Source organism: Pseudarthrobacter sp. NamB4, assembly GCF_005796185.1.
Taxonomy (GTDB): Bacteria; Actinomycetota; Actinomycetes; order Actinomycetales; family Micrococcaceae; genus Arthrobacter.
In genome coordinates this window covers 115730-140141 of sequence record NZ_VAHM01000011.1, presented here as the reverse complement: position 1 = coordinate 140141, position 24412 = coordinate 115730, and the positions used below count along the sequence as shown (strand labels likewise).

Here is a 24412-nt window from a genome sequence, read left to right as displayed (position 1 = left end):
CCCAAGCACCCCTCACCCCCGAAAAGAAAAGGTGACTGCCGGCACGTCCCGTGCCGCCGTCGTCGTGATCCCCTGCGCCTTGAACCAGGCAAACCAGGCAGGAAACCCTACTGAAGGAGCAACACATGAGGCAGCGTCGCCACACCTGGCAGACACTTTTCACCACCACGGCACTGGTCATGGCCGCCGCCGTGGGCCTGACCGCCTGCGGCGGATCCACCTCCGAGCCCAAGGCCGCTGAGAGTTCCGCAACCGCCTTCGAAGGAAAGGGCCCGATCAACTACGTCTCCTCCCGCGATGCCTCCGGCGCCGCGAACAAGAGCATCGAGGAGTGGAACGCGGCGCACCCGGACCAGAAGGTTACGTTCATCGAACTGCCCGACTCAGCGGACCAGCAGCGCCAGCAGCTCATCCAGAACGCGCAGATCAAGTCGGACACCTTCAGCGTCCTGAACCTGGACGTGGTGTGGAACTCCGAGTTCGCCGCCAACAAGTGGGTCCTCCCGCTGCCGGCGGACGCCATCCCCACGGACAAGATGATCCCCGCCACCGTGGACGCGGCCACGTACCGGGACAACCTGATCGGCGCGCCCTACTACACCGACGGCGCACTGTTCTACTTCCGCCAGGACCTCCTGACAGCAGCCGGCATCGCCGCCCCGCCCAAAACCTGGGACGAAATGAAGTCCGCCTGCGAAAAGATCCTGGCCCTCCCGGAAGCCGCAGGCATGTCTTGCTATACCGGGCAGTTCGACAAGAACGAGGCCCTTACCGTGAACTTCTCCGAGGCAGTGGCCTCAGCGGGCGGCACCGTGGTGGACGCTGAGGGCAAGCCCACGGTTGACACCCCGGAAGCAAAGGAAGGCCTGTCCCTCCTGGTGGACGGCTTCAAGGAAGGGCTCTTCCCCTCCGACGCCATCACCTACCTCGAAGAGCAGGGCCGCCGGGCATTCCAGGACGGCAAAGTGGTGTTCCTGCGCAACTGGCCGTTCCTCTACTCCTCGCTGAGCGCCACGGACGGCTCCAGCAAGGTGGCCGGCAAGTTCGGCATCACCTCCATCCCCGGCACGGACGGGCCCGGCGTCTCCACCCTGGGCGGCCGCAACCTGGCGGTCTCCCCCTTCACGCCCAACAAGGAAACCGCCCTGGAGTTCATCAAGTTCTTCACCAGCGAGGAGCAGGCCCGCAAGCGCCTCGAATTGAGCTCCCGCGCCCCGGCCTTCGCCGACCTCTACAGGGATCCTGCCGTCGTGGCCAAGCGCCCGTTCTTCCCCACCCTCCTGGAATCGCTCGAAAACGCCCAGCCGCGCCCCAAGGTGGTCCAGTACGGCGCCACCACCAAGGCCATCCAGGAAGAGGCCTACGCCGCGCTCACCGGTGCGAAGGAAACCGACGCCGCACTGAAGGACATGCAGGCCAAGCTCGAAGAGATCTCCGCGAAATGACCACCGCTTCCATCGACCATCAGTCTTCCGGCCCGCCCCGCACCCCGGGGCAGGGCCGGAAGGCCAGCCGCAACAGTGCCGGGAGCAGCGCCGGCCGCACCCCCGGTGAAGGCCGCATGGCCGCCCTGCTGCTCTCCCCCACCCTCCTGGTCCTTGCCCTGGTGATCGCCTACCCCCTCATCTCGGCAATCCACCAGTCGCTCTACCGCGCCCAGTCCGGGCTGGATGCGGACGGCTACGTCACCGAAGGCGAAGCGTTCGTGGGTCTGGCTAACTACGCCGACCTGTTCGCCGGGGAGTCCGGGCATCGCTTCATGAATGCGTTCGGCAACACCACGTTCTTCACCGTCACCACGGTGCTGCTGGAAACCCTGTTGGGGCTCGCCCTGGCGTTGGCCATGAACCGGGCCTTCAAAGGCCGGTCCTTCCTCCGCGCCAGCATCCTGGTCCCCTGGGCCGTGCCCACTGCGGTGTCCGGCCTGCTGTGGCGCTGGATTTTCCAATCGGACGGCATCGCCAACACCCTGATCGGCAGCGAGATCCTCTGGACCGCCGAAGGCACCGCCTCCAAGCTCGCCGTCATCATCGCAGAAGTCTGGAAGACAGCGCCGTTCATCGGCCTGCTGGTCCTGGCCGGCATGCAGATCATCCCCGAAGAGGTGTACGAGGCGGCGAAGATCGACGGCGCCGGCTGGTGGCGGCAGCTCGGCTCCATCACCCTGCCGCTGGTCAAGCCCACGCTGCTGGTGGCCGTGCTGTTCCGCATGCTCGATGCCCTCCGCATGTTCGACCTCCCGTTCGTCCTCATCGGCCCCGGCAAGGAATCAGTGGAAACCCTGTCCATGCTTGCCTGGGACGAGTCCAACCAGCTCCGCTACGGCTCGGCGTCAGCCTTCGCCGTGATCCTGTTCCTGTACGTCGCCGCCGTCGCCATCGTGTTCGTCAAGGTGCTGGGCGCGGACGTAACCGGAGCCAAGCAGCTGGGCGCCAAGCGCCGGGCCCGCAAGGCAAACCGCATCCAGAAGGCAGAGGCCACCCAATGACCATCACCGATCTGCGCGGCCTCGCCGCATCCGGCGAGTCACCCGGCCGGGCGTCCGGCGTCGACGTCCGCCCCAAGCAGAAGCGCACCTGGCGCTCCTACTCCGTCTACCTTGGTTTGGCACTGATCTTCATCTACTGCCTGGCCCCCTTCTACTGGATGATCGTCTCCAGCCTCCGCCGCACGGCGGACATCTTCGACAACACCCTGCTGCCACAGCCGTTCTCCCTGGAGAACTACGCCAAGGTGTTCGACGGCTCCACCATGTTCGGCCAGGCCCTGCTCAACAGCCTGATAGTGGCAAGCGTGACCACCGTGGCCGCGCTGGTTCTGGGCATCTTCGCTGCATACGCCATTTCCCGGCTGAACTTCCGGTTCAAGTCAGTGATCCTCGGCGTTATCATTGCGACGTCGATGTTCCCCGGCATCTCGGTGGTGGTGCCCCTGCTGAGGCTCTTCACGGATCTTGGCTGGATCAACACCTACCAGGCCATGATCATCCCCAATCTGTCCTTCGCCATTCCGCTCGCCGTCTGGAATCTGACCACGTTCATGAAGCAGCTGCCGTTCGACCTTGAAGAGGCCGCCATGATCGATGGCTGCACCAAATGGCAGGCATTCCGCAAGGTGCTGCTCCCACTGGCCGCGCCGGGCGTGTTCACCACCGCGATCCTGACCTTCATCCACAGCTGGAACGAGTTCATCATCGCGCTGTCCATGATCAACGACCCCGCCATCCAGACCGCCACCGTGGCCATTTCCAAGTTCACCGGCGCCACCGAGTTCCAGGCACCCTTCGGCGAGCAGATGGCCGCCGGTGTGATCGTCACCGTCCCGCTGGTGATCATGGTGCTGGTGTTCCAGCGCCGGATCGTCGAAGGCCTCACGGCAGGGGCCGGCAAATGACGCACGACGGCGGCACTCCGCCGCGAGGGCCCGTCACCGCCGAGTGGTGGCAGTCAGCGGTGATTTACCAGGTGTATCCGCGCTCCTTCACCGACGGCAATGGCGACGGCGTGGGCGACCTGGCCGGGCTGATCGCCCGCCTGCCCTACATCGCGTCACTCGGGGTGGACGGCGTCTGGCTGACTCCGTTCCAGCCTTCCCCGCAGGTGGACCAGGGCTATGACGTCAGCGACTACTGCGGCGTGGATCCGCTGTTCGGGACCATGGAGGATTTCGACCGGCTCCTGGACCTGGCCCACTCGCTGGGACTGCGGATCCTGCTGGACGTGGTTCCGAACCACTGCTCCTCCGCCCATCCGCTGTTCCAAGAGGCGCTCGCCGCGGGGCCGGGCTCGCCCGAGCGGGAGCTGTTCCACTTCGTCGAAGGCCGCAGTTCCAGTCCGGATTCACGCAGCGACCTGCCGCCCAACAACTGGCAGAGCGTGTTCGGCGGCCGGGCCTGGTCCCGCGCCAACCCTGATTCGGAAACGGACACCGAGTGGTACCTCCACCTGTTCTCCGCCGGGCAGCCGGACTGGAACTGGCGGAACCCGGCGGTGGGCGACTACTTCGAGAACGTCCTCCGCTTCTGGTTCGACAAGGGCGTGGACGGGCTCCGCATCGACGTCGCCCATGCCCTGTTCAAGACCGACGGCCTGCCGGACGCCCCGTCCGAAAGCCCGGTGGTGGACGGCCTGCGCTCCAACCCGCTGGTCTCGGACCAGGAGGAAGTGCATGAGGTGTACCGCCGCTGGCGCCGGCTGGCAGAAAAGTACCAGCCGCACCGGCTGCTGGTGGGCGAAGTTAACCTCGAGCCTGCCCGTGCAGCCCGCTACACGCGCCGCGACGAGATGCACCAGGCGTTCGCCTTTGCCTTCGTCCGGCTGGGATGGGACGCCGCGACGTGGGCCGAAGTGGGCACAGAGCTTGAAGCCGCCAGGAAGCTTCACGGGGCGGCTCCCACCTGGGCTCTGGAAAACCACGACATCGTCCGTTCAGCCAACCGCTTCGGCAGCGCTGAACTGGGCGCGCGCCGGGCGCGGGCAGCACTGGTGGCGCTCCTGGGCCTGCCCGGTTCGGCCTACATTTACCAGGGCCAGGAACTGGGGCTTCCCGAGGTGGACGTTCCCGTGGCTGCCAGGGTTGATCCGATGTGGGCGCGCGGCGGCGTGACCCGCGACGGCGCCCGCGTCCCCCTCCCCTGGACACAGGATGCGGCCCTCACCCACGGCTTCACGCTGCAGGAGCCGGCAGCTGATTCAGCGGTGGCCCCGTGGCTGCCGGTCCCGGCCGGATGGGGAGACTACGCCGTGGACCTGCAGGAGCAGGATCCAGGGTCCCTGCTGGCGACGGTCAAAGACGCGGTGGCGCTGCGGCGCCGCCTCTGGGAGGACGGCCTGTTCACCGCGGACGACGGCGGCACCTGGCGCGTGGAGGCAGGGAACCTGCTGCTCTGCGAGCGCAGCCCGCACTTCCTGGTGGCGGTCGCGATGGGGACCGAACCCGTGAAGCCGCCCGCCGGCGTCGTACTCTTCAGCGCCTTTCCGCTGGCGGAGGACGGCTGGCTGCAGCCCGGCAACGCTGCGTGGATCCGGCGGAACTAGGGATTGGAGGCCGCGCCGGATCAGGTCCGGCGCGTGCCGTCCCACCGGCGGCCGCGCAGGCTGCGGCTGGCGAACAGCGAGCCGCCCATCAGGAGCACGCCCAGGACCATCGCTACAACCCCGACGTAGAACCATCCGCCGCGGAGAAAAATCATCAGGGCGGCGCCGAGGATGCACAGGCCCTTGGCGGCGATATCCAAGTACAGCTGCACCTTTGGAGAGTCCATACCTCCACGATAAACCCGTCCGCAAGCGGTGTGGGGGCGGTCAGGCTAGTCCGTCCGCTGCCTCCACAGCAGGCTCACGGCTAACGTCACCAGGCAGAGCACCAGCATGGCGAGCACCATCCGGGCCCAGCTGCCCTGGTCCACGCCGGCGCCGGCAAACACGCCGATCATCACGGTGGCGGTGATGGCGCCGACGTACCTGCAGGTCTGGTAGATGCCGGCCGCGACGCCGCGTTCCTGGGGCCGGGTGCACACGAACATGCCCTGGTTCGTGGCGATGCCTACCGTCCCGTACGGAACGCCCATCAGGGCAGTCAGCACCACCACCAGCGGAACCACCAGGGTGCCGGTGAGCAGCCACATCAGCGCCGCCACCAGGGTCAACAGGACGACGCCGGCCAGCAGCACCCGCCGCACCCCGAACCTCCCCATGGCCTTCACTGCCCATGGAGTGGCCAGGACGGACAGGCCGGCAAGCGGCAGCATCAGCAGGCCCACCACGCCGGGCCCGTAGCCGCCGGCCTCCTGCAGGAGCTGGGGCAGGCCGAAGAAGACGAAGTAATAGACGCTGCTGAACACGGCGAACGCCAGGTAGATGAGCATCAGGGGCCGGTTGCGTCCCAGCAGCCTCAGGTCCAGGAACGGGCGGTTGAAGCGCAGCTCGCGCCAAGCGAACAGCGCGGCAATGAGTGTCCCGGCCACCAGCATCCACCAACGGAAGTCCGGTGCCACGTTCAGGGCAGCCATCATCACCAGCAGGAGCCCGGCCACGAACGCCAGGATGCCGGGGATGTCCGAGTCCCGCAGCAGCTCCACCACGCTGCCCCGCTCCCGAACCTCATCCGGCGGCGCGGCCCGGCGCACGAGCAGCAGCGCGGTCAGCGCCAGCGGGATGTTGACCAGGAACAGGGATTCCCAGCCTACGAATCCTACCAGCAGGCCACCCACTACAGGGCCAATCGCCGCCGCAGAGGTATTCGCCATCTGTAGCCTGCCTAGCGGCCGTGCCGGCTCCACCTTGACCCGGTGCGCAATGGCGCCCACCATTACCACGGCACTGGGTAGGCGGTGGCGGTGCCCAGCGCCATCACTGCGCGGGCCACGCAGAGCAGCGCGAAGTTCGGTGCCAGCGGGGCCAAGGCACAGGTCACTGCCACCAGCGCCATGCCGAGCATGAACATCCGCCGGGGTCGGAAGCGGTCTGCAAGCCTGCCCATGACCGGCTGGCCCGCTGCCGAAGCGAGATAGAAGGAAGTGACCACCCACGTGACGGCGGCGACGTCCAACCCAAAATCCGCCCGGAGCACCACCAGGGCCACGGCGATCATTGAGGAGTTGAGCGGATTCAAGGCGCTGCCCAGGCTGAGGCCTGCGAGGGCCAGGGCAGTCCGGGGTTTGTTGCTCACGGAAACAGTTTGCTGCACCGGCCCGGGCGTTAGCGACTTTGAAGACCCTACGGTGCCCGGTTCCCCGGCTGCACTGGCGGGAACAGGGCCTTCTCCACCACTTCTGTGAGTTCCCGGCCTGGGAACCTGCAGGAATCAGTTCCTCGTTGTTGGTGTCCTGCATATAGCCGAGCAGCTGGGCGGTGTTGTCCGGTTCAGCAGGTCTCCGGCGTACAGTTGCTTCAGGACCAGCGCCATCTCAACCTGCCGGGCACCGGCCCCGCAAGGCCAGGGACGGCCTCCTACCGGACAACTGCAAGCACCAGCGCCACGGCACAGAGGAGCACAGCCACATTTCTCCGCCTACGGCGCGTGGGCCGGACGGCCTGCCCTGCCGGCGGCTGTACTGGGTTCACCGGCATACGGGCTCCTGTCACAACTCGATCATCACTGCAGCATCCGGCCCGCCCAGCGTGTTCCGCCGCCGCGCACCGACGCGCAAAATGGACCCCGACGCGCCCGCTACCCGGCGCGGCCCAAATTCCGGGTGCGCAGGATAACCTGCGCAGCGGAGATGAGGCTGCGCGTCGAAAACCTGTCCGCTCGTGGAGAATGGGGCAGCGTGTCGGCGACGAGGCTGCGCGATGAAGACCAGTCTGCGCATCCAAACCGGTGCAGCGACAAGTGCCCCAACTAGGCCCGGGTGCGGGCAGAGGCCAGGGCGGTATCCAGGAACTCGAGGTGCGCCGGAGCCACACGAACGGTATTGCCGGCGTACTCCGGGTGCTTGGTGAGAACCTTCTTGATGAACGGGCACACCGGAACAATGCCCCGGCCGGCCTTAACCGTCTCGTCCAGCGCCACCGTTGCCAACTGCCCCGCGAGTCCCTGCCCGCCATATTCCTCGTTGATCACCGTATGGTAGAAAATCCGCTGCGGTGAGGCGCCGCCGTTGTACTCCTTGTAGGCTGCTTTGCCGATGACGTTGCCGGCGTCCAGGACTTCGAAGCGGTCACGGCCGGGGTTGTGGCGGACAGTGATGTCACTCAAAGGGGGATCTCCTTCGATGCGGTGCGTCCTTCAGCTTAACCTCGGCTGATGGCCGCCTATTTCCGCACCTGTCCCCGCTGCCGGACACCACCGTCCGCCGCCGGTTCTCAGCTCAGATAGCCGTTCGGGTTGAGGACGTACTTGGTGGCTGCGCCGGCGTCGAACTCGGCGTAGCCCTGCGGCGCCTCCTCAAGTGTGATTGCCTTGGCGTTCACGTTCTTGGCGATGCTGACCCTGTCATGCAGGATGGCCATCATCAGCTGCCGGTTGTACTTCATCACCGGGCACTGGCCCGTGGTGAAGCTCAACGACTTTGCCCAGCCGGTGCCAAGGCTGAGACTCAGGGAGCCCTTCTTTGCGGCCTCGTCGATCCCGCCCGGGTCGCCCGTGACGTACAGGCCCGGAATGCCCAGGGCACCGCCCGCGGCGGTGATATCCATCAGGGTGTTGAGCACCGTGGCGGGTGCTTCCTGGGCTCCCTTGCCGTGGCCGCGCGCCTCGAAGCCCACGGCGTCCACACCGCAGTCCACCTCGGGCACGCCCAGGATCTGTTCAATCTGGTCCTTGGGTTCACCCTTGGTAAGATCCACGGTTTCGCAGCCAAAGCTGCGTGCCCGCGCCAGCCGCTCCTCGTTGAGGTCCCCGACAATCACGACGGCGGCACCCAGCAACTGTGCGCTCGTCGCCGCTGCGAGGCCAACAGGACCTGCACCTGCGACATACACCGTGGACCCAACACCTACCCCGGCGCTGATGGCCCCGTGGAATCCCGTGGGGAAGATGTCCGAGAGCATGGCCAGGTCCATGATCTTCTCCATGGCCCTGTCCTTGTCCGGGAACTTCAACAGGTTCCAGTCGGCGTAGGGCACAAGCACGTAGTTGGCCTGGCCGCCCACCCAGCCGCCCATGTCCACGTAGCCGTAGGCGCTGCCCGGGCGGTCCGGGTTCACGTTCAGGCAGATGCCGGTCTTGCGCTCCTTGCAGTTCCGGCAGCGGCCGCACGCGATGTTGAACGGCACGGAACAGAGGTCCCCGACTTTGATGAATTCGACGTCGCGGCCCACTTCCACCACTTCGCCGGTGATCTCGTGGCCGAGCACCAAGTTGGTCGGGGCGGTGGTCCGGCCGCGCACCATGTGCTGGTCTGAGCCGCAGATATTGGTGGCCACTGTCTTGAGGATGACGCCGTGATTGACCGTGCGTCCGACGTTTGCCGGATTAACACCAGGCCCGTCCTTGAGCTCGAACGTTGGGTAATCGACGTCTATTACCTCAACCTTGCCGGGCTCCTTGTAGGCAACTGCTTTGTTCCCTGTCATCTGTTTCTCCTGTTGTCAGGCGCTCACCCGGTGGGGCAGGCCGTGATGTTCGGATGGTGATACTTCCCCCACGGAAGCTCCCGCCTGGCGCGGAGCCTTCCCCGCCCGGCGGTCAGACAGATAGGAGGCTCCCAGGTAGGGGTGCGCCCAGTGTAAGCAGGGGGCCGGGGACAGTACCAGAGCCGTCCGGGACGGAGGGCTACCCTCTTTTCCGTTAGGGGTTCTGGGAATCCGGTGACTTCCGGACTGAAGCCTTGTAGTGTCGGCAGCGGACAACAGCAGGCGGGTAACGATTGGAGCGAAAATGGCTGTCAGCGAGGACGAAGCCCAGGTCCTGGACCAATGGAGCAACCGGCTGGCCCAGGCCCTGCAGATCCTGGACCTGGACGTCGACCACGAACTGATGCTGGAACTGGCGAGGAGGTCGGCTGATTCGGTGATCCACGCGGCGGCCCCGGTGACCACGTTCCTGGTGGGCTACGCGGCCGGCCTGGAGGCCGGCACGGGCAGCGCCGGCACCCGGGAGAACGCCGCTGCCGCGGTGGCAAAGGCCGCGGACACGGCCCTGCAGCTGTGCGACGACGGGCACGAGGGCGGCCCCGCAAGCAAGGGCTGGGCGGACACGGCCCAGTAGCTGCCCCAGCAGCAGTAGCTGTCCGTGAGGCATCCCCCACAGTAGTTATCCCGTAGCCGTCGGCTCTTCCTCCAGTACCGGGACGGGCTCGAGCCGCACGATGACCGCCTTGGACGCGGGCGTCTGGCTTCCCTCCGCCACGCTCTCCAGCGGCACCAGGACATTGGCCTCCGGGTAGTAGGCGGCGGCGCATCCGCGGGCGGAGGGATAGGACACCACCCGGTAGTTCCGCAGCACCCGCTCCACGTTGTCCTCGTACACGCCGCGGATATCCACGTGCTGTCCGTCTTCGAGCCCGAGTTCAGCCAGATCAGCCGGGTTCACGAACACCACCTCGCGGCCCTTCTTGATGCCGCGGTACCGGTCGTTGTGCCCGTAGATGGTGGTGTTGAACTGGTCGTGCGAGCGCATGCTCTGCAGGATCAGCGTCCCGGCCGGCCGCTGCACGTACTCAAGCTCGTTCACCGTCAGGATCGCTTTGCCGGTGGGGGTATTGAACGTGCGGGAGTCGCGGGGCCCGTTGGGCAGGACGAAGCCGCCCTCCTGCCGGATCTTCCGGTTGTAGTCCTCGCAGCCAACCACCACATGGGAGATGTGCTCGCGGATGAGGTCGTAGTTCTTTTCGAATCCGGCCCAGTCCGCCGTGATCCGGTCACCCAATACCCGCTGCGCCATCCGGCTGACGATCGCCACCTCGGAAAGCAGGCCCGGCGCCACCGGTTCAACGGTTCCATGAGAAGGGTGGACGGCGCAGACGGTGTCCTCCACCGAGACGAATTGAGGCCCGGACTCCTGCCGGTCAATCTCCGTCCGGCCCAGGGTGGGCAGGATCAGGGCCTCGGCGCCGGTCACGGTGTGGGAGTGATTGAGCTTGGTGGAAATCTGTACGGAGAGCTCGGTGTTCGCCATTGCCGCTTCGGCAGCCTGCGTGTCCGACATGGCGCCCACGAAGTTGCCGCCCATGGCGATGAAAACCTTGATCCCGCCGTCGCGCATCTGCCGGATGGTTTCCACCGCATCGGCGCCATGTGTCCGGGGCGGTTCGAAGCTGAACTCCTTGCCCAGCGCGTCCAGGAACGCGGGCGGCATCTGCTCCCAGATGCCCATGGTGCGGTCGCCCTGGACGTTGCTGTGGCCACGGATCGGCGAGGCACCGGCGCCGGGCTTGCCGATGTTGCCGCGAAGCAGCAGCAGGTTGATCATCTCCTTGATGGTGGCCACGGCCTTCTTGTGCTGCGTGATCCCCATGGCCCAGGTGATGATCACCTTGTCCGCCTTCAGGTAGCGGCTTGCGAGTTCGTCAATCTCCTCCGGGCGCAGCCCGGTGGCCTCTAGGACGGTGGCTTCGTCCAGCGTGGCAAGGTGCGCCTTCAATTCCTCCAGCCCCTCGCAGTGCTCTTCGAGGAACTGATGGTCCAGCACGGTTCCCGGGTTGGCAGCCTCTGCCTCCAGGACCCGCTTAGACACGGCCTGCAGCAGCGCCATGTCCCCGCCGATCCGGATTTGCAGGAACTGGTCCGCCAGGTCCGTGCCGTGCCCGATGATGCCCTTGACCTTCTGCGGGTTCTTGTAGCGCATCAGGCCGGCCTCGGGCAGCGGGTTGATGGCAACAATCTTGGCACCGGCTTCCTTGGCATCCTCCAGGGCGGTTAGCATCCGCGGATGGTTCGTGCCCGGGTTCTGGCCCATGATGATAATCAGGTCCGCCTTGGCAAAGTCATCATAGGAAACGGTGGCCTTGCCCACGCCGATCGTCTGGCCCATGGCCCAGCCTGAGGACTCGTGGCACATGTTGGAGCAGTCCGGAAGGTTGTTGGTGCCGTAGCCACGGATGAACAACTGGAACAGGAATGCGGCCTCGTTGGAGGTCCGGCCGCTGGTGTAGAACGCTGCCTGGTCCGGGCTGGGGAGCGAGTTCAGCTTGTCCGCGATGATGCCGAAGGCCTCGTCCCAGCTGACTGGCCGGTAGTGGTCTTCGCCGGCGGGCTTGTACACCGGCTCCGTCAGGCGCCCCTGCATGCCTAGCCAGTACTCGGAGCGCTCCCGCAGTTCGCTGACCGCATGTTCAGCCCAGAACTCCGAGCCGACCACCATGGGGGTGGCCTCCCAGGTGACCGCCTTGGCACCGTTCTCGCAGAACTCGAAGGTCTTGCGGTGGCCAGGGTCCGGCCAGGCGCAGCTCATGCAGTCGAACCCGTCCTTCTGGTTCAGCGCCAGCAGCGTCTTCCGGGACCGTTCCAGGCCCATATGCTTCAGCGCCGGCTGCATCGAGTGGTAGACGCCCGGCACGCCGGCTGCCCACGTCTTGGGATGTCCGCTGACCTCAATCTCGGATTCGTCGGCCTCTTCGACTTCAGGATTCTTTCGCGTCACAGCTGGTTCTCCTCGGGTTCCTCCAGCCCGATCAGGTGCCGGCACACCGGCGGATCGGTCACTTTCCACACTTGTTCAGGGCGCCTGGTAAGTCAAGGAGATGGCCTCCCCTGCCGTCCCCGCACCACCGCCGCGTGCGCCGGCGGCTGCCATGCGGACGACGGCGGCAAGCGGCTGGCGTAGGCTGGTTACCTCGGCTGAAGCAAGCGGCCGCAGGATCCAGCGTGCGGAGCCAGCCCTTCAGATGTCCGACGACCGAGCCCTTGCCGCCCTCGCGGCGTCCTCTTTCTCCTTGCCCAGCCTCCGCAACGGCCAGTTGGCCGGCATGTCCGCCCTTTTGGACGGCCGCGACGTCCTGGCCGTCATGCCCACTGGCTACGGCAAGTCCGCCATCTACCAGGTCGCGGCGCAGCACCTGCACAACACCACCGGACGGCCGGCCGTCGTGGTCTCCCCGCTCATCGCCCTGCAGGAGGACCAGCTGGACGGGCTGGCCGGCGACCTCGGTGAGGGCACCGCCGTCGCCATTAACTCCTCCCACAGCGATTCGGAGGTGGAGGCCGCGTGGCAGGCGGCCGAGGCCGGCAAGGCAACCTTCCTGTTCCTCGCCCCCGAACAGCTCGCCAAGCAGGAAACCGTGGACCGCATAGCGGCCCTGGACATTTCCCTGTTCGTGGTGGACGAGGCCCACTGCGTCTCCTCCTGGGGCCATGACTTCCGTCCCGACTACCTCAGCCTGGGCAATGTCCGCGAACGGCTCGGCAATCCTCCGGCCGCCGCCCTCACCGCCACGGCCTCGCCCCCGGTCCGCGACGAGATTGTGGAGCGGCTGGGGATGAAGGACCAGCTGGTGCTGGTGCGCGGCTTTGACCGGCCCAACATCAGCCTGGACGTTGTCCGTCACCAGGAGGACAAAGGCAAACGTAAGGCCCTGCTGGAGCAGGTGGCCGCAATGGGGCGCAACGGACAGGGCCTGCTCTACGCGGCCACCCGGAAGGACACCGAGAAGTACGCGGCAAAACTCTGCGAGGAGGGGCTGCGCGCAGAGGCCTACCATGCCGGCCGTTCCGCCGGGGACCGGGAGCACATCCACGAACAGTTCCTGGACAACCAGCTGGACGTGGTAGTTGCCACCACCGCTTTCGGCATGGGCATCGACAAGCCCAACGTCCGGTTCGTGGTCCACGCGGACATCCCCGAGTCGCTTGATGCCTACTACCAGGAGATCGGCCGCGCGGGACGCGACGGGGAACCGGCAACCGCCGTCCTGCATTACCGCTCGGAGGACCTTGGCCTTCGGAAGTTCTTTGCAACCCATTCCCCCGACCCCGACTCGCTCCTCGCCGTGCTGAAGGTCCTCAAGTCAGCCGCCTCACCGGCCCCCAAGTCGTCCCTGGCGGAGCTCACGGGGTTTCCGGCCCGGCGCATCACTTCACTGGTGAACCAGCTGGAGGAAACCAGTGCCGTCACCTCCGGCAAACGCGGCGTCCGCCTGGCCTCCAAGGCGAAGCTGTCCAGCCTGGTGCGGGACGCCGTCGAACTCGCCGAAGCCCGGCAGCGCGTGGACCAGTCCAGGCTCACCATGATGCGCGCCTACGCCGAAACGGACAGCTGCCGGCGCCAGTTCCTGCTGGGCTACTTTGGCGAGGACCTGCCCGAGCCCTGCGGCAACTGCGATGCCTGCACCGCTAATGAGGCGAAACAACCTGCCCTCCATGCGGCCGACGACGATGGTGGCGGCGTGGGCGGGGAGGCGGCGGAACAGTTCCCGCTCCAGTCAGCCGTGGTCCATAAAGAGTGGGGCCCTGGGCTGGTGATGCGGCACGAGGACGACGTGATCACGGTGCTGTTTGAGCAGGAGGGATACAAGACCCTTTCGCGGACCGCCGTCGTGGAACACGAACTCCTCAAGCCTGCATAGGTGGGTACTCTGGAAGGAGACTCCAACGAAAGGCCCGCCGCGTGGAAGTATCTCCCTTTGTCTGGACCCTGACCGTCATCGGAATCGTTGGCCTGCTGGCCTTCGACTTCTTCTTCCATGTGCGTAAGGCCCACACGCCATCGCTCAAGGAATCATCCATCTGGTCGGCCCTGTATGTGGGCATTGCCCTGCTCTTCGGGCTCGGGGTGCTGGTGTTCGGCGGAACCACCATGGGTGCCGAATATTTCGCCGGATACATCACGGAGAAGGCGCTGTCCGTAGACAACCTGTTCGTGTTCCTCATCATCATGGCCAGCTTCCGGGTGCCCCGGGCTGACCAGCAGAAGGTGCTGCTGTTCGGCATCGTCTTTTCGCTCATCGCCCGCACCGGCTTCATCTTCCTAGGCGCCGCGCTGATCAACAGCTTCGCGTGGGTGTTCTACATCTTCGGGCTGATCCTCCTGATCACCGCGGGCAACCTGCTCAAGCCGGACAGCCACGACGACGACTCCGAGGGCCTGGTGGTCCGGCTCGCCAAGAAGTACCTTCCGGCGTCGGCACACTTTGACGGCGACAAGCTCTTCACTGTGGAGAACGGCAAGCGCGTCCTTACCCCGATGCTCCTGGTGATGGTGGCCATCGGCGGCACGGACATCCTCTTCGCCCTGGACTCCATCCCGGCCATCTTCGGCCTCACCCAGAACGTGTTCATCGTGTTCACGGCCACGGCGTTTTCACTGATGGGCCTGCGGCAGCTGTTCTTCCTGATCGACGGCCTGCTGGACCGGCTGATCTTCCTGTCCTACGGCCTGGCCGCCATCCTGGGCTTCATCGGCGTGAAGCTCATTCTGCACGCCCTGCACGAGAACACCCTGCCGTTCATCAATGACGGCCAGCACGTCAACGTGGTGGAAGTCAGCACCGGCGTTTCCCTCAGCGTGATCCTCGGCGTCCTGCTGGTTACGGTTCTGGCGTCCATATTCAGCCCCAAGGGCAAGGCCAAGAACGCCGTCTCCGGGGCCCGCCGGCATGCGATTGAGTATCTGGACCTCAACTACGAAACGGACATGAACGAGCGGGACAAAATCTTCGCTGCCATGTGCCGCGAGGAAGAGCAGATCCGTAAGCTCCCCGAGAAGTACAAGAAGCTCATCCGGAACGAAACCGAGTTCCTGGATCAGTTGCGCCAGGCCCATGCAGAGCATGACAAAGCCCAGGTGAGGGCGGCCGCGGAGAACTGACCGGTCCCGCCCGCCTGTTTGTCAGTGCCCCTTGCTACGTTTGAACCATGGCCAGGGAAACCGTCCCGCGGCCTGACGTTTCAGGCTCTGGTCTTTACAGCCCGGCTGTCGATGGGGAGGCCCCGTGTTCTTGCTTGATGCTGCAGCTGCCGGTGCGCCGCCGGACCTGGTCTTTTCCGCCAGTGACCTGGTGGCCGCCAGCACGTGTGAGTACCGCACGCTCCGGGTCCTGGACGAAAAGCTCGGCCGTTCCCCCAGGGCGGAGTTTCCGGCGGACGAGATGCAGGTCCGCGCCGGCCAACTGGGCGACCGGCACGAGCACACGGTGCTGGCCAGCCTGATCGCCAAATACGGTGAGTGGGACGCAAGCCGCGGCGGTGGTGTCTATTGCCTCGAACGCGGCCGGAATCTGCGCGGTGAGCTCCAGGCCAAGCATGCGGAAACCGAACTCGCCCTCCGGTCCGGGGCGAACGTGGTTTTCCAGGCAACCTTCTTTGACGGGGAGTTCCTGGGCTACGCGGACTTCCTGGTCAACGAAGCCGCTGGAACGGGAGAACCTGGCCGCTACGAGGTCTGGGACACAAAGCTCGCCCGCCACGCGAAGGTGGGCGCGCTGCTGCAGCTGGCAGCCTACGGCGACCAGCTGCTGGGGATGGGGCTCGAGCCCTCGCCGGCGGTGACCCTGGTCCTGGGCACCCGCGTGGGCGAGGACTGGCTCCGCAGCAGCCACTCGCTTCCGGACCTGTTGCCGGTGTTCCGTGAACGACGCCGGCGCTTCCGGGAGCTGACTGCGCAGCACAGGGCTGCGGGTGCCGGCGTGCAGTGGCAGCAGCCCGGAGTGGTTCACTGCGGCCGGTGCGATTACTGCGCCGAACAGGTGCAGGTGCACCGGGACCTGCTGATGGTGGCGGGAATGTCCGTCGTCCAGCGGAGGAAACTCCACGAACAAAACATCACCACCATCGACCAGCTCGCCGCCATGCCCGCCGAAGACGCCAGGAACTCCGTGGTCCGGCTGCGGGCTCAGGCGAGGATGCAGCTGGGCCTGGACGCCGTGGCTGGTTCCAGGACCTTCACCAAGGACGGCCAGCCGCACACAGTGTCGTTCACGGTCCTGCCGGAGAACACCATTGGGCAGCTCCCCCCGCCCAGCCCCGGCGACATCTTTTTCGACTTCGAAGGTGACCCCCTGTGGCAGGATCCGGCGACCGGCGCGTGGGGCATCGAATACCTGTTCGGAGTGGTGGAGGCACCCGTTGCCGGCGACGCCGGGGAACCGGTATTCCGTCCATTCTGGGCGCACTCCCGCGCCGAGGAGCGCCACGCCTTCCTTAACTTCCTCGAGTATGTGGAGGAGCGGCGGAGACGTTTCCCGGACATGCACGTCTACCACTATGCCGCGTACGAAAAGACGGCGCTCCGCAACCTCTCCCTGTCGCACCAGGCAGGGGAAGAGACGGTGGACAACTGGCTGCGGGAGGGGTTGCTGGTGGACCTGTACGCCAAAGTCCGGCATTCGCTGAGGATCTCGGAGCCCTCCTACTCCATCAAGAAACTCGAACCGCTCTACATGGGCAGCAACCTGCGTTCCGGCGACGTTAAGGATGCCGGAGCATCCGTGGTGGCCTACGCTGCCTACTGCGCGGCCCGGGACGGCGGCCACCACGGCGAAGCAGACAAGGTGCTGGCTTCCATCTCGGACTACAACCAGTACGACTGCCTCTCCACCCTTCGCCTCCGGGACTGGCTGCTGGAGGTAGGGGCACTCGCCGGCGGCGCGGCTGCCGCAGAACCCTTGGCAGATGAAGCTGCCGCCGGGGGTCCTGCAGGGTCCATGCCGGCAGATCGTCCTGAGCGTCCTGAGCGCCCCGCACCCGCAGAGGAAACTCCGGAGGAAACCAGGCTGCGCGAATACCTGGCGGACCTTCCGGACAACCGGCCCTGGACAGATGACGAACGCGCCATCGCCCTGGTGGCCGCTGCCACCGGCTACCACCGGCGCGAGCGCAAGCAATTCTGGTGGCAGCACTTTGACCGGGTGGAGGCACCTGTCGACAACTGGTCGGACCAGCGGAACGTCTTCCTGGTGTCCTCGGCCGAGGTCGCGTCGGACTGGGCCCTGGTTAAGCCCCGCGAACGCATGCGCACCCGGGTCCTTCGGCTCCGCGGGACCATGACCGAGGGCTCCGATTTCCGCGCGGAATCCACGTGGTGCCGGCTCTACGACGCTCCGCCCCCGGACGGCATGACTGCCCCTGACGCTGCACCCGGCACCCGGGCCTTCTCCTTCGGGACCAGGATCAGCGAAGTGGCGCCGGCGCCTGACAACCCTGAGCACACGATCATCACCATTGCCGAGCGTGAGTCAGGCAAGGTTGCCGCGTACCCGCACCTGCCGGTAGCACTGACGGAGGACCAGCCTCTCGGCACCGCCAGCATCGAAACTGCCATCGCCGGGATCGCCCGAATTGTGGGTTCAACTCTGCCGTCCCTGCCCAACCAGCCTGGGCTGGATATCCTCCGCAAACAGCCGCCACGGTTCAGCACCCTGCCGGGCCCTGCGGAGGTCCTGCATGGCGACGGGGGTGCGGCCGATTATGCAACCGCCATCACCGCCTCGCTCCGGGACCTGGACGGCTCGTACCTGGCGGTGCAGGGCCCTCCCGGAACCGGGAAGACGTTCGTGGCCGCCCACGTCATCGGCCGGCTGGTGGCCGAGGGCTGGAAGATCGGCGTGGTGGGCCAGTCGCACAACGTCGTGGAGAACCTGCTTTGCTGTGCCATCGCCACCGGCGGGGTTGATCCCGCGGTCGTGGCCAAGAAGCTGAACGCCCCGCACGACGTCCCCTGGAGCCTGGCCGGAGACGGTGATGTTGCGCAACTTCTGGAGTCCCCCGGTGGTTGCCTGGTGGGGGGAACGGCATGGACCATGACCGGGAAGGAGGTTCCGGCAGGCTCACTGGACCTGCTGGTGATCGACGAGGCGGGACAGTTCTGCCTGGCCAACACCTTGGCGGTGTCCCGCGCAGCCAAGCGCCTGCTCCTGCTGGGCGATCCGCAGCAGCTTCCCCAGGTCAGTCAGGGTGCGCACCCCGAACCGGTGGACGAGTCGGCCCTCGGCTGGCTGGCCGCCGGGCACTCCACCCTGCCCCCGAGGCTCGGTTACTTCCTCGCGGACAGCTGGCGGATGCATCCCGGGCTTTGCCGCGCCGTCTCCCGGCTCAGCTACGAGGGGAGGCTGCAGTCCGCGCCCGCCGCATCCCTGCGCAGCCTCGAAGACCTGCCGCCCGGCGTCGAAACGGTCTTCGTTGAGCACAGCGGCAACACCACAGCTTCCAGGGAGGAGGCCGCTGAGGTAGTCCGCCAGGCTCGGAGGCACCTCGGACTGAAATGGAAGCCGGGAGCGGACAGCGGATCCCGGCCGCTGGACCAGCAGGATCTCCTGGTGGTGGCTGCCTACAATGCCCAGGTCCACCTCATCCGGAAGACTTTGGAGGAGGCCGGCCTGCCGGAGGTGCGGGTGGGGACGGTGGACAAGTTCCAGGGCCAGGAGGCGCCCGTGGTGCTCGTGTCCATGGCGTGCTCAGCGGTGGCCGAGGCGCCGCGGGGAGCCGAGTTCCTGCTGAACCGGAACCGGATCAATGTGGCTGTGTCACGGGGGCAGTGGCGGGCAGTAATTATCCGCTCCCCAGAACTCACCAGCTACATGCCGCAAAGGCCTGCTGCCCTGGAGGAACTGGGCGCGTTCATCGGGCTTAGCGCCCCGGCCGGAAGCCGCGGGGACGAAGCGTCCCGCTCGATCCGGCGGTAAGTTCAGCGGGCGCTGAAGCCCCGGTAGCTTCCCTCTGCCGGGGAAAGCGAGTCCTCCACCCGCTCCACCCGGCCGGGTGTCCCGCCGGAGTTCAGCCATTCGCGGAGCTCGTGGACTTTCCACTTTGGGCCCTCGGCAACCAGGGCGACGGAGCCGTCGTCAAGATTCCGGACTTCCCCGGTGAGGCCCAACTGTTCAGCCTTGCCCATGGTCCAGTAGCGGAAGCCCACGCCCTGCACCATACCGTAGACCCGTGCATCCAACCGCACCTGGTCAGCTGAGCCGCTGGCCGGAGACGATTCTGCGTGGCGTGCCATCGGTGGACCTCCTTTGGCCCAGCCGCTCCCCCAACTGGGCCGCAGTTATTGCACTGAAAACGCGGTTTCGCGGCGTTAACTGCGAGCCAGTTGGAGAAAGCGGAGGCGCCTAGTTGATGGTGATGTCCCGGGTGCTGTGGTTGTAGCGGATCGTCACCGTGCCGCCGGCATGGTGCAGCTCGTGGTTGGGCCCGTCGAAGGTGCCGAACGCGCCGTAGTTTTCATCCCAGGAACGGTTCAGGGCGATCTTGAACGTGTAGTGCCCGGCGGGCAGGTCGGCGCTCTTCTTCCAGAGCTGGTCCAGGAAGTCGAACTCCATCTGGGCTTCGTCGTACTGCGGCGCCCAGTTCTCGGGAGCACCCAGAATCGTGTTGAAGTCGCCGGCCACAGCCACAGCTTCAGGCTGCGGGTGCTTCTCAACGTCCGGGCCCTCGAAGGATTCGGCAGCAACCGGTGCGGCAGCTTCCTCAGCCTTGGCAGGCGCCTTGCCCTTGCGGACAGCCTTCACAACGGGCTCGACGGCGTCCTCGAGTGCCTTGGCTGCCTTGCCCACCGCGGAGGCAGCCTTCTTGGCGGGAGTCTTCTTGGCGCTCTTCTTGGCTTCCGTCTTCTCAGCCGGCTGCGCAGGGGCGGGGGCGGCGGTGGTCTTGCGGACGAAGCCTTCGGGAGCGGTGGGAACCTGCACGTCGGCAGGGACGGGAGCGCCGGCGTCGAGGGCGGTGGCAAAGGACACTGCATCCGGGAAGGCAACCGTGGCGCGCATGCCTTCCTCGGTGATGGTCCAGCCGGAGCGGCCCTTGACCAGCCAGCCGGCCTTGACCAGTTTGGCGCTGGCAGAGGTCAGCGTCTTGTGGCCGCGGGGAATGCCGCCGCTGAGGAGCTCGGCCTCATGCTCGTTGAACGGCACACGGGCCGTTGCCTCCGCAAGGACCTGGCCGGCGTTCAGTGTTTCGCCGGACCACACACCTTCGGTCAGGACATCCAGGACGGTCTTGAGTCGGAGGAAGGTGTTTTCTGCGGTGGACTTAGCCATGATTCCCCTTTATAAAAAGCGATCGGTCTTAGGCATCTTGCCAATTGCCGGTTAGATCGCGCGACTTGAAATGGTTAACACTGCGTGTCGTGACCGACTATTAAGCGGACATCCCAACAATTGAGGCTGCAGTCTCGGGAAAACGGGCTGACTGCACAACCCGTGAGCGCTGACATGGGCGCCGCTCTGCACTTCCCGGACACGCCTGCGGCACCCAGTTTAGCGGCATGACGGGGCGGTTGTTGTCTGGGACGCGTTGCCGGATGGGCAAGTGCCCCGGACCTGAGGCCTTAGGGAGATCGCGGCAGGACTTCGCTAAGGGTGCGGCACTTCCCTGCCGTTCAGTTCGTCCAGCAGTTCGGCCTTGCGCTCCTCGGAAGCGAAGGATGAATGGATGGAGTTGGCTGCCAGCCTGGCCTTGTCGAAATCCGAGAGTTCGAACACCGCGCCAAGCTGGGCAAAGTTGTCATCCACGTAGCCCCCGAAGTACGCCGGGTCATCGGAGTTGACGGACACATTCAGGCCCGCCGCCAGCATCGCAGGCAGGGGATGGTCCGCCAGGGTGTCCACCGCGCGCAGCCGTACGTTGGAGAGCGGGCAGACGGTGAGCGGGATCCGCGCATCCACCAACCGCTCCACCAGGTCCGGATCTTCCATGCAGCGGATGCCGTGGTCGATGCGCTCCACCCCAAGGATGTCCAGGGCTTCGACAATGTACGACGCCGGCCCCTCCTCGCCCGCGTGCGCCGTCAGCCGGAGCCCCGCTTCCCGCGCTCTGTCATAAAGCCGCTCGAACTTCGACGGCGGATTGCCCACCTCAGCTGAATCCAGGCCAACCGCGGCGATCGGCGCGTCCATGGCCAGCAGGCCGTCCAGCACCTCAAGTGCAGACTCCTCCGGCAGATCCCGAAGGAAGGCGGCGATCAGCAGGGTGGAGATCCCGAAGTCCTCGTGTGAGGTGGCGAGCACCGAGGCCACGCCGTTGACGCACGTTTCCAGCGAGATGCCGCGCGAGAGGTGTGCCTGGGGGTCCATCATTATTTCTGCGTGCCGCACCCCCGCAACTGCCGCCCGTTCCAGATAGGCGCGGGTCATGTCGGCGAAGTCCTGCTCCGTCTGCAGCACGGCCATGTTCGCGTAGTACAGGTCGAGAAAGGACTGCAGGTCGGTGAACTCGTACCTTTCCCGCAGCTCATCGAGCCCTGCATAGGGCAACTTGATGCCGTTCCGCTCCGCGAGGGCAAAGATCAGCTCGGGCTGAAGGGTTCCCTCAATGTGCAGGTGCAGCTCCGCCACAGGGAGTGGTAAGGCCAGCACTTCCACACGAGCTGCGTCCGGTTCTGTTTCAGGCTCGGCAGTGCCGCCCGCAAAGTTTTCCATCGGGTCAGGATAATGCCCTGCAGCGCAATCACCACTAGAGTCGAGCCAATGCAGAACGCCAAGCACGCTGATGACCTGCAGTACCCGGCTTTCCCATCGGGAAGCGACGGATTCGTACGGGTCCGGGGTGCCCGTGAAAACAATCTCCGCAACGTGAATGTGGATGTCCCCCGTGACTCAATCGTCGCATTCACCGGCGTCTCAGGATCAGGCAAGTCGTCCCTGGCGTTCGGCACCATCTATGCAGAAGCTCAGCGACGGTACTTCGAATCAGTGGCACCCTACGCCCGCCGCCTCATCCAGCAGGGCCACAATCCCAAAGTGGAATTGATCAGCGGGCTGCCGCCCGCCGTCGCCCTTCAACAACGCAGGGGCGCTCCCAGCAGCCGCTCCACGGTGGGGACTGTCACCACGCTGTCCAACTCCCTGCGCATGCTTTTTTCCCGCGCCGGAACCTACCCCGCTGGCAGCAGTCAGCTGGATTCGGACGCCTTCTCGCCCAATACTGCCGCCGGCGCCTGCCGCGACTGCCACGGCCTGGGCGCCGCCCACACAGTGACGGAATCATCGCTGGTCCCGGACCCGTCCCTGTCCATCCGGGACGGGGCCATCGCTGCCTGGCCCGGCGCGTGGCAGGGGAAGAACCTGCGGGACATCCTCACCCACCTGGGCTACGATGTCGACGTCCCGTGGCGCAAGCTGCCGAAAAAACACCGGGACTGGATCCTCTTTACGGAGGAGCATCCGGTCGTGGAGATAATCCCCCAGCGTGACCGCGTGGCCAAGCCGTACAAGGGGCGGTTCTGGAGCGCCAGGAGCTACGTCCTGCATACGCTGGCGGATTCGCAGAGCGCCTCCATGCGGGAACGCGTGCTTGCCTACATGGAATCCGGCCCCTGCCCGCGCTGCGTGGGTACCGGCCTGACGCCTGCGGCCTTGGGTGTGACCTTCGCAGGCAGGACCATTGCGGACCTCAACCGGCTGCCCATGGTGGAGCTGGCGGAAATCCTCCGTCCCACTGCCGAGCTGAACGATGCCGCGGTGGCCTCGCGGACGCAGCTTTCCGGGGAATCGAACGAGGTGGCGGTAGCCATTACCCGCGACCTGCTCCACCGCGTCAGAGTGCTGCTGGACCTGGGGCTCGGCTACCTTGCCCTGGGGCGGGCCACTCCTACCCTGTCGCCAGGCGAAATGCAGCGGCTCCGGATCGCCACTCAGCTGCGTTCGGGCCTGTTCGGTGTCATCTACGTCCTGGATGAGCCATCTGCGGGGCTTCATCCGGCCGATGCGGAGCCCCTGCTGGAGGTGCTGGAGCAATTGAAGTCGTCCGGCAACTCCGTGTTCGTCGTGGAACACAACATGGACGTGGTGCGCCGGGCCGACTGGCTGGTGGACGTGGGACCGCGCGCCGGTGAAGGCGGCGGGGAGGTGCTGTACAGCGGACCCGTTGAGGGCCTGGCCGGCATAGAAGCATCCGTCACCCGGCCGTTCCTGTTCAACAACGGCGGACGGGCCACGGGTGCCGGAACCGGCCCGGTCAGGGTGCCGAAGGAATGGCTGGAATTGAACGGCATCAGGAGGCACAACCTGCGCGGGCTGGACGCCCGTTTTCCCCTGGGTGTGCTGACCGCCGTTACGGGTGTTTCGGGCTCGGGAAAATCCACGCTTGTGGGCAAGGTCCTCGGCGAGGTGGTGGGGGCGGGCCTCCAGAACACCGTTGCTGAGCCGGAAGAAGCGGCGGACCCCCTGGCGCTCGGATCCGTGGCGGGCAACCACCGGATCGACCGGCTGGTGACCGTGGACCAGAAACCCATCGGCCGGACTCCCCGTTCCAACCTCGCAACGTACACCGGCCTCTTTGACGCCGTCCGGAAGGTCTTCGCGGCGACGGAGCAGGCCAAAGTGCGCGGTTTCGCCGCCGGAAGGTTCTCCTTCAACGTGGCGGGCGGGCGCTGCGAAACCTGTCAGGGCGAGGGCTTCGTCGCCGTCGAACTGCTCTTCCTGCCCGGCAGCTACGGTCCCTGCCCTGAGTGCGGAGGATCCCGCTACAACCCGGAAACCCTTGAGGTGGAGTACCGGGGCAGGACCATAGCCGAGGTCCTGGCGATGACCGTGGATGCCGCCGCAGGTTTCCTGGGCGATGTTCCAGCCGCAGCACGAAGCCTCAAGAGTCTGCAGGACGTCGGCCTTGGCTACCTGCGGCTCGGGCAGCCGGCTACGGAACTTTCAGGCGGGGAGGCGCAGCGCATCAAGCTTGCTACCGAGCTGCAACGCGCACAACGGGGCCACACCCTCTACCTGCTTGATGAGCCCACCACCGGGCTGCACCCAGCAGATGTAAAGCTGCTGATGACGCAGCTTCATGGCCTGGTGGACGCCGGAAATTCCGTGGTGGTTGTTGAGCATGAGATGGCCGTGGTGGCGGGCGCGGACTGGGTCATCGATCTCGGCCCCTCCGGAGGGGAGAAAGGCGGCCGGATCATGGCAACCGGTACACCTGCCGCCGTCGCCGCCTCCCGCACGAGCCGCACCGCCCCCTATCTGTCGGCTGCCCTCCGAGGGGATCACCAGCGAATACCCAGACAGATCTCGATTTGATAACGACGCCGTGATGATCTAGCGTGAAACCCATGCCCGCTGCTGGCGGGCACTGCATGCCCGGTGCTGCCTCCACCACAACTGCCC

At 66.0% G+C, this 24412-nt stretch carries 16 protein-coding genes and 1 pseudogene; 9 read left to right on the top strand and 8 right to left on the bottom strand.

Going from position 1 to position 24412, the window contains the following annotated elements; genetic code table 11:
* Positions 1-125 precede the first annotated feature (125 nt).
* Genes FDW81_RS12165 through FDW81_RS12150 form a run of 4 tightly spaced genes read left to right on the top strand, consistent with a single transcriptional unit; the run spans position 126 to position 5036 of the window.
* On the top strand, positions 126-1445 hold the full coding sequence (locus FDW81_RS12165; protein WP_138134440.1) for an ABC transporter substrate-binding protein: 1320 nt from the start codon (positions 126-128) through the stop codon (positions 1443-1445).
* Positions 1442-2488, top strand: a complete 1047-nt coding sequence (locus tag FDW81_RS12160; RefSeq protein WP_240720233.1) for a carbohydrate ABC transporter permease — start codon at positions 1442-1444, stop codon at positions 2486-2488. Before FDW81_RS12165 ends, FDW81_RS12160 begins: the two co-directional genes overlap by 4 nt.
* Positions 2485-3393, top strand: coding sequence for a carbohydrate ABC transporter permease (locus FDW81_RS12155; protein ID WP_205754615.1), 909 nt, complete (start codon positions 2485-2487; stop codon positions 3391-3393). Before FDW81_RS12160 ends, FDW81_RS12155 begins: the two co-directional genes overlap by 4 nt.
* On the top strand, positions 3390-5036 hold the full coding sequence (locus FDW81_RS12150) for an alpha-amylase family glycosyl hydrolase (protein WP_138134439.1): 1647 nt from the start codon (positions 3390-3392) through the stop codon (positions 5034-5036). Before FDW81_RS12155 ends, FDW81_RS12150 begins: the two co-directional genes overlap by 4 nt.
* 20 nt (positions 5037-5056) lie before the next feature.
* Here the strand turns inward: FDW81_RS12150 and FDW81_RS12145 are convergent, their stop codons facing one another.
* The 4 genes and pseudogenes from FDW81_RS12145 to fdhA all read right to left on the bottom strand — a co-directional run bounded on the left by FDW81_RS12145 (position 5057) and on the right by fdhA (position 9017).
* Positions 5057-5263 carry a hypothetical protein gene (locus FDW81_RS12145; RefSeq protein WP_138134438.1) on the bottom strand — a complete coding sequence of 69 codons (207 nt, stop codon included), beginning with the start codon at positions 5261-5263 and terminating at the stop codon, positions 5057-5059.
* A gap of 45 nt (positions 5264-5308) precedes the next feature.
* Positions 5309-6669 (bottom strand): annotated as a pseudogene (locus tag FDW81_RS12140) (MFS transporter).
* A gap of 672 nt (positions 6670-7341) precedes the next feature.
* Positions 7342-7698 (bottom strand): GNAT family N-acetyltransferase, encoded by a 357-nt coding sequence (locus FDW81_RS12135; RefSeq protein WP_138134437.1) that lies wholly within the window; start codon positions 7696-7698, stop codon positions 7342-7344.
* Between the two features lie 107 nt (positions 7699-7805).
* Entirely contained in the window at positions 7806-9017 is a 1212-nt protein-coding gene (gene fdhA, locus FDW81_RS12130) for a formaldehyde dehydrogenase, glutathione-independent (RefSeq protein ID WP_138134436.1), read from the bottom strand.
* A gap of 304 nt (positions 9018-9321) precedes the next feature.
* Here fdhA and FDW81_RS12125 point away from each other — a divergent pair, with 304 nt between their 5' ends.
* The gene (locus tag FDW81_RS12125; protein WP_138134435.1) at positions 9322-9651 is read left to right on the top strand and encodes a DUF6457 domain-containing protein; all 330 of its coding nucleotides are present in this window, start codon (positions 9322-9324) and stop codon (positions 9649-9651) included.
* Positions 9652-9696: 45 nt separating this feature from the next.
* Here the strand turns inward: FDW81_RS12125 and FDW81_RS12120 are convergent, their stop codons facing one another.
* The gene (locus tag FDW81_RS12120) at positions 9697-12024 is read right to left on the bottom strand and encodes an FdhF/YdeP family oxidoreductase (protein ID WP_138134434.1); all 2328 of its coding nucleotides are present in this window, start codon (positions 12022-12024) and stop codon (positions 9697-9699) included.
* A gap of 244 nt (positions 12025-12268) precedes the next feature.
* On the opposite strand from FDW81_RS12120, the gene FDW81_RS12115 reads away from it, so the two are divergent.
* The 3 genes from FDW81_RS12115 to FDW81_RS12105 all read left to right on the top strand — a co-directional run bounded on the left by FDW81_RS12115 (position 12269) and on the right by FDW81_RS12105 (position 18997).
* Positions 12269-13945, top strand: a complete 1677-nt coding sequence (locus FDW81_RS12115; protein WP_138134433.1) for an ATP-dependent DNA helicase RecQ — start codon at positions 12269-12271, stop codon at positions 13943-13945.
* Between the two features lie 41 nt (positions 13946-13986).
* Positions 13987-15186, top strand: coding sequence for a TerC family protein (locus FDW81_RS12110; RefSeq protein ID WP_138134432.1), 1200 nt, complete (start codon positions 13987-13989; stop codon positions 15184-15186).
* 124 nt (positions 15187-15310) lie between these two features.
* Complete coding sequence (locus FDW81_RS12105) at positions 15311-18997, top strand: TM0106 family RecB-like putative nuclease (protein ID WP_138134431.1); 3687 nt, start codon at positions 15311-15313, stop codon at positions 18995-18997.
* A 2-nt stretch (positions 18998-18999) separates the two neighbouring features.
* Here the strand turns inward: FDW81_RS12105 and FDW81_RS12100 are convergent, their stop codons facing one another.
* From FDW81_RS12100 to FDW81_RS12090, 3 genes are all read right to left on the bottom strand, one after another.
* Positions 19000-19314, bottom strand: coding sequence for an acylphosphatase (locus FDW81_RS12100; protein ID WP_138134430.1), 315 nt, complete (start codon positions 19312-19314; stop codon positions 19000-19002).
* A gap of 109 nt (positions 19315-19423) precedes the next feature.
* Positions 19424-20347 carry a glycosidase gene (locus FDW81_RS12095; protein ID WP_138134429.1) on the bottom strand — a complete coding sequence of 308 codons (924 nt, stop codon included), beginning with the start codon at positions 20345-20347 and terminating at the stop codon, positions 19424-19426.
* Between the two features lie 315 nt (positions 20348-20662).
* Positions 20663-21727 carry an adenosine deaminase gene (locus tag FDW81_RS12090; RefSeq protein WP_171027197.1) on the bottom strand — a complete coding sequence of 355 codons (1065 nt, stop codon included), beginning with the start codon at positions 21725-21727 and terminating at the stop codon, positions 20663-20665.
* Positions 21728-21775: 48 nt separating this feature from the next.
* Between FDW81_RS12090 and uvrA the strand changes: the two genes are divergently transcribed.
* Positions 21776-24325, top strand: coding sequence for an excinuclease ABC subunit UvrA (gene uvrA / locus FDW81_RS12085; RefSeq protein ID WP_171027196.1), 2550 nt, complete (start codon positions 21776-21778; stop codon positions 24323-24325).
* The last annotated feature ends 87 nt before the right edge of the window (positions 24326-24412 follow it).

Bases quoted from the DNA above. Each gene is read 5' to 3' on its own strand.
- FDW81_RS12150 (WP_138134439.1), top strand. From the start codon at position 3,390: ATGACGCACGACGGCGGCACTCCGCCGCGAGGGCCCGTCACCGCCGAG.
- FDW81_RS12115 (WP_138134433.1), top strand. From the start codon at position 12,269: ATGTCCGACGACCGAGCCCTTGCCGCCCTCGCGGCGTCCTCTTTCTCC.
- FDW81_RS12090 (WP_171027197.1), bottom strand. From the start codon at position 21,727: ATGGAAAACTTTGCGGGCGGCACTGCCGAGCCTGAAACAGAACCGGAC.
- FDW81_RS12095 (WP_138134429.1), bottom strand. From the start codon at position 20,347: ATGGCTAAGTCCACCGCAGAAAACACCTTCCTCCGACTCAAGACCGTC.
- FDW81_RS12100 (WP_138134430.1), bottom strand. From the start codon at position 19,314: ATGGCACGCCACGCAGAATCGTCTCCGGCCAGCGGCTCAGCTGACCAG.
- FDW81_RS12125 (WP_138134435.1), top strand. From the start codon at position 9,322: ATGGCTGTCAGCGAGGACGAAGCCCAGGTCCTGGACCAATGGAGCAAC.
- fdhA (WP_138134436.1), bottom strand. From the start codon at position 9,017: ATGACAGGGAACAAAGCAGTTGCCTACAAGGAGCCCGGCAAGGTTGAG.
- FDW81_RS12160 (WP_240720233.1), top strand. From the start codon at position 1,442: ATGACCACCGCTTCCATCGACCATCAGTCTTCCGGCCCGCCCCGCACC.
- FDW81_RS12145 (WP_138134438.1), bottom strand. From the start codon at position 5,263: ATGGACTCTCCAAAGGTGCAGCTGTACTTGGATATCGCCGCCAAGGGC.
- uvrA (WP_171027196.1), top strand. From the start codon at position 21,776: ATGCAGAACGCCAAGCACGCTGATGACCTGCAGTACCCGGCTTTCCCA.
- FDW81_RS12165 (WP_138134440.1), top strand. From the start codon at position 126: ATGAGGCAGCGTCGCCACACCTGGCAGACACTTTTCACCACCACGGCA.
- FDW81_RS12155 (WP_205754615.1), top strand. From the start codon at position 2,485: ATGACCATCACCGATCTGCGCGGCCTCGCCGCATCCGGCGAGTCACCC.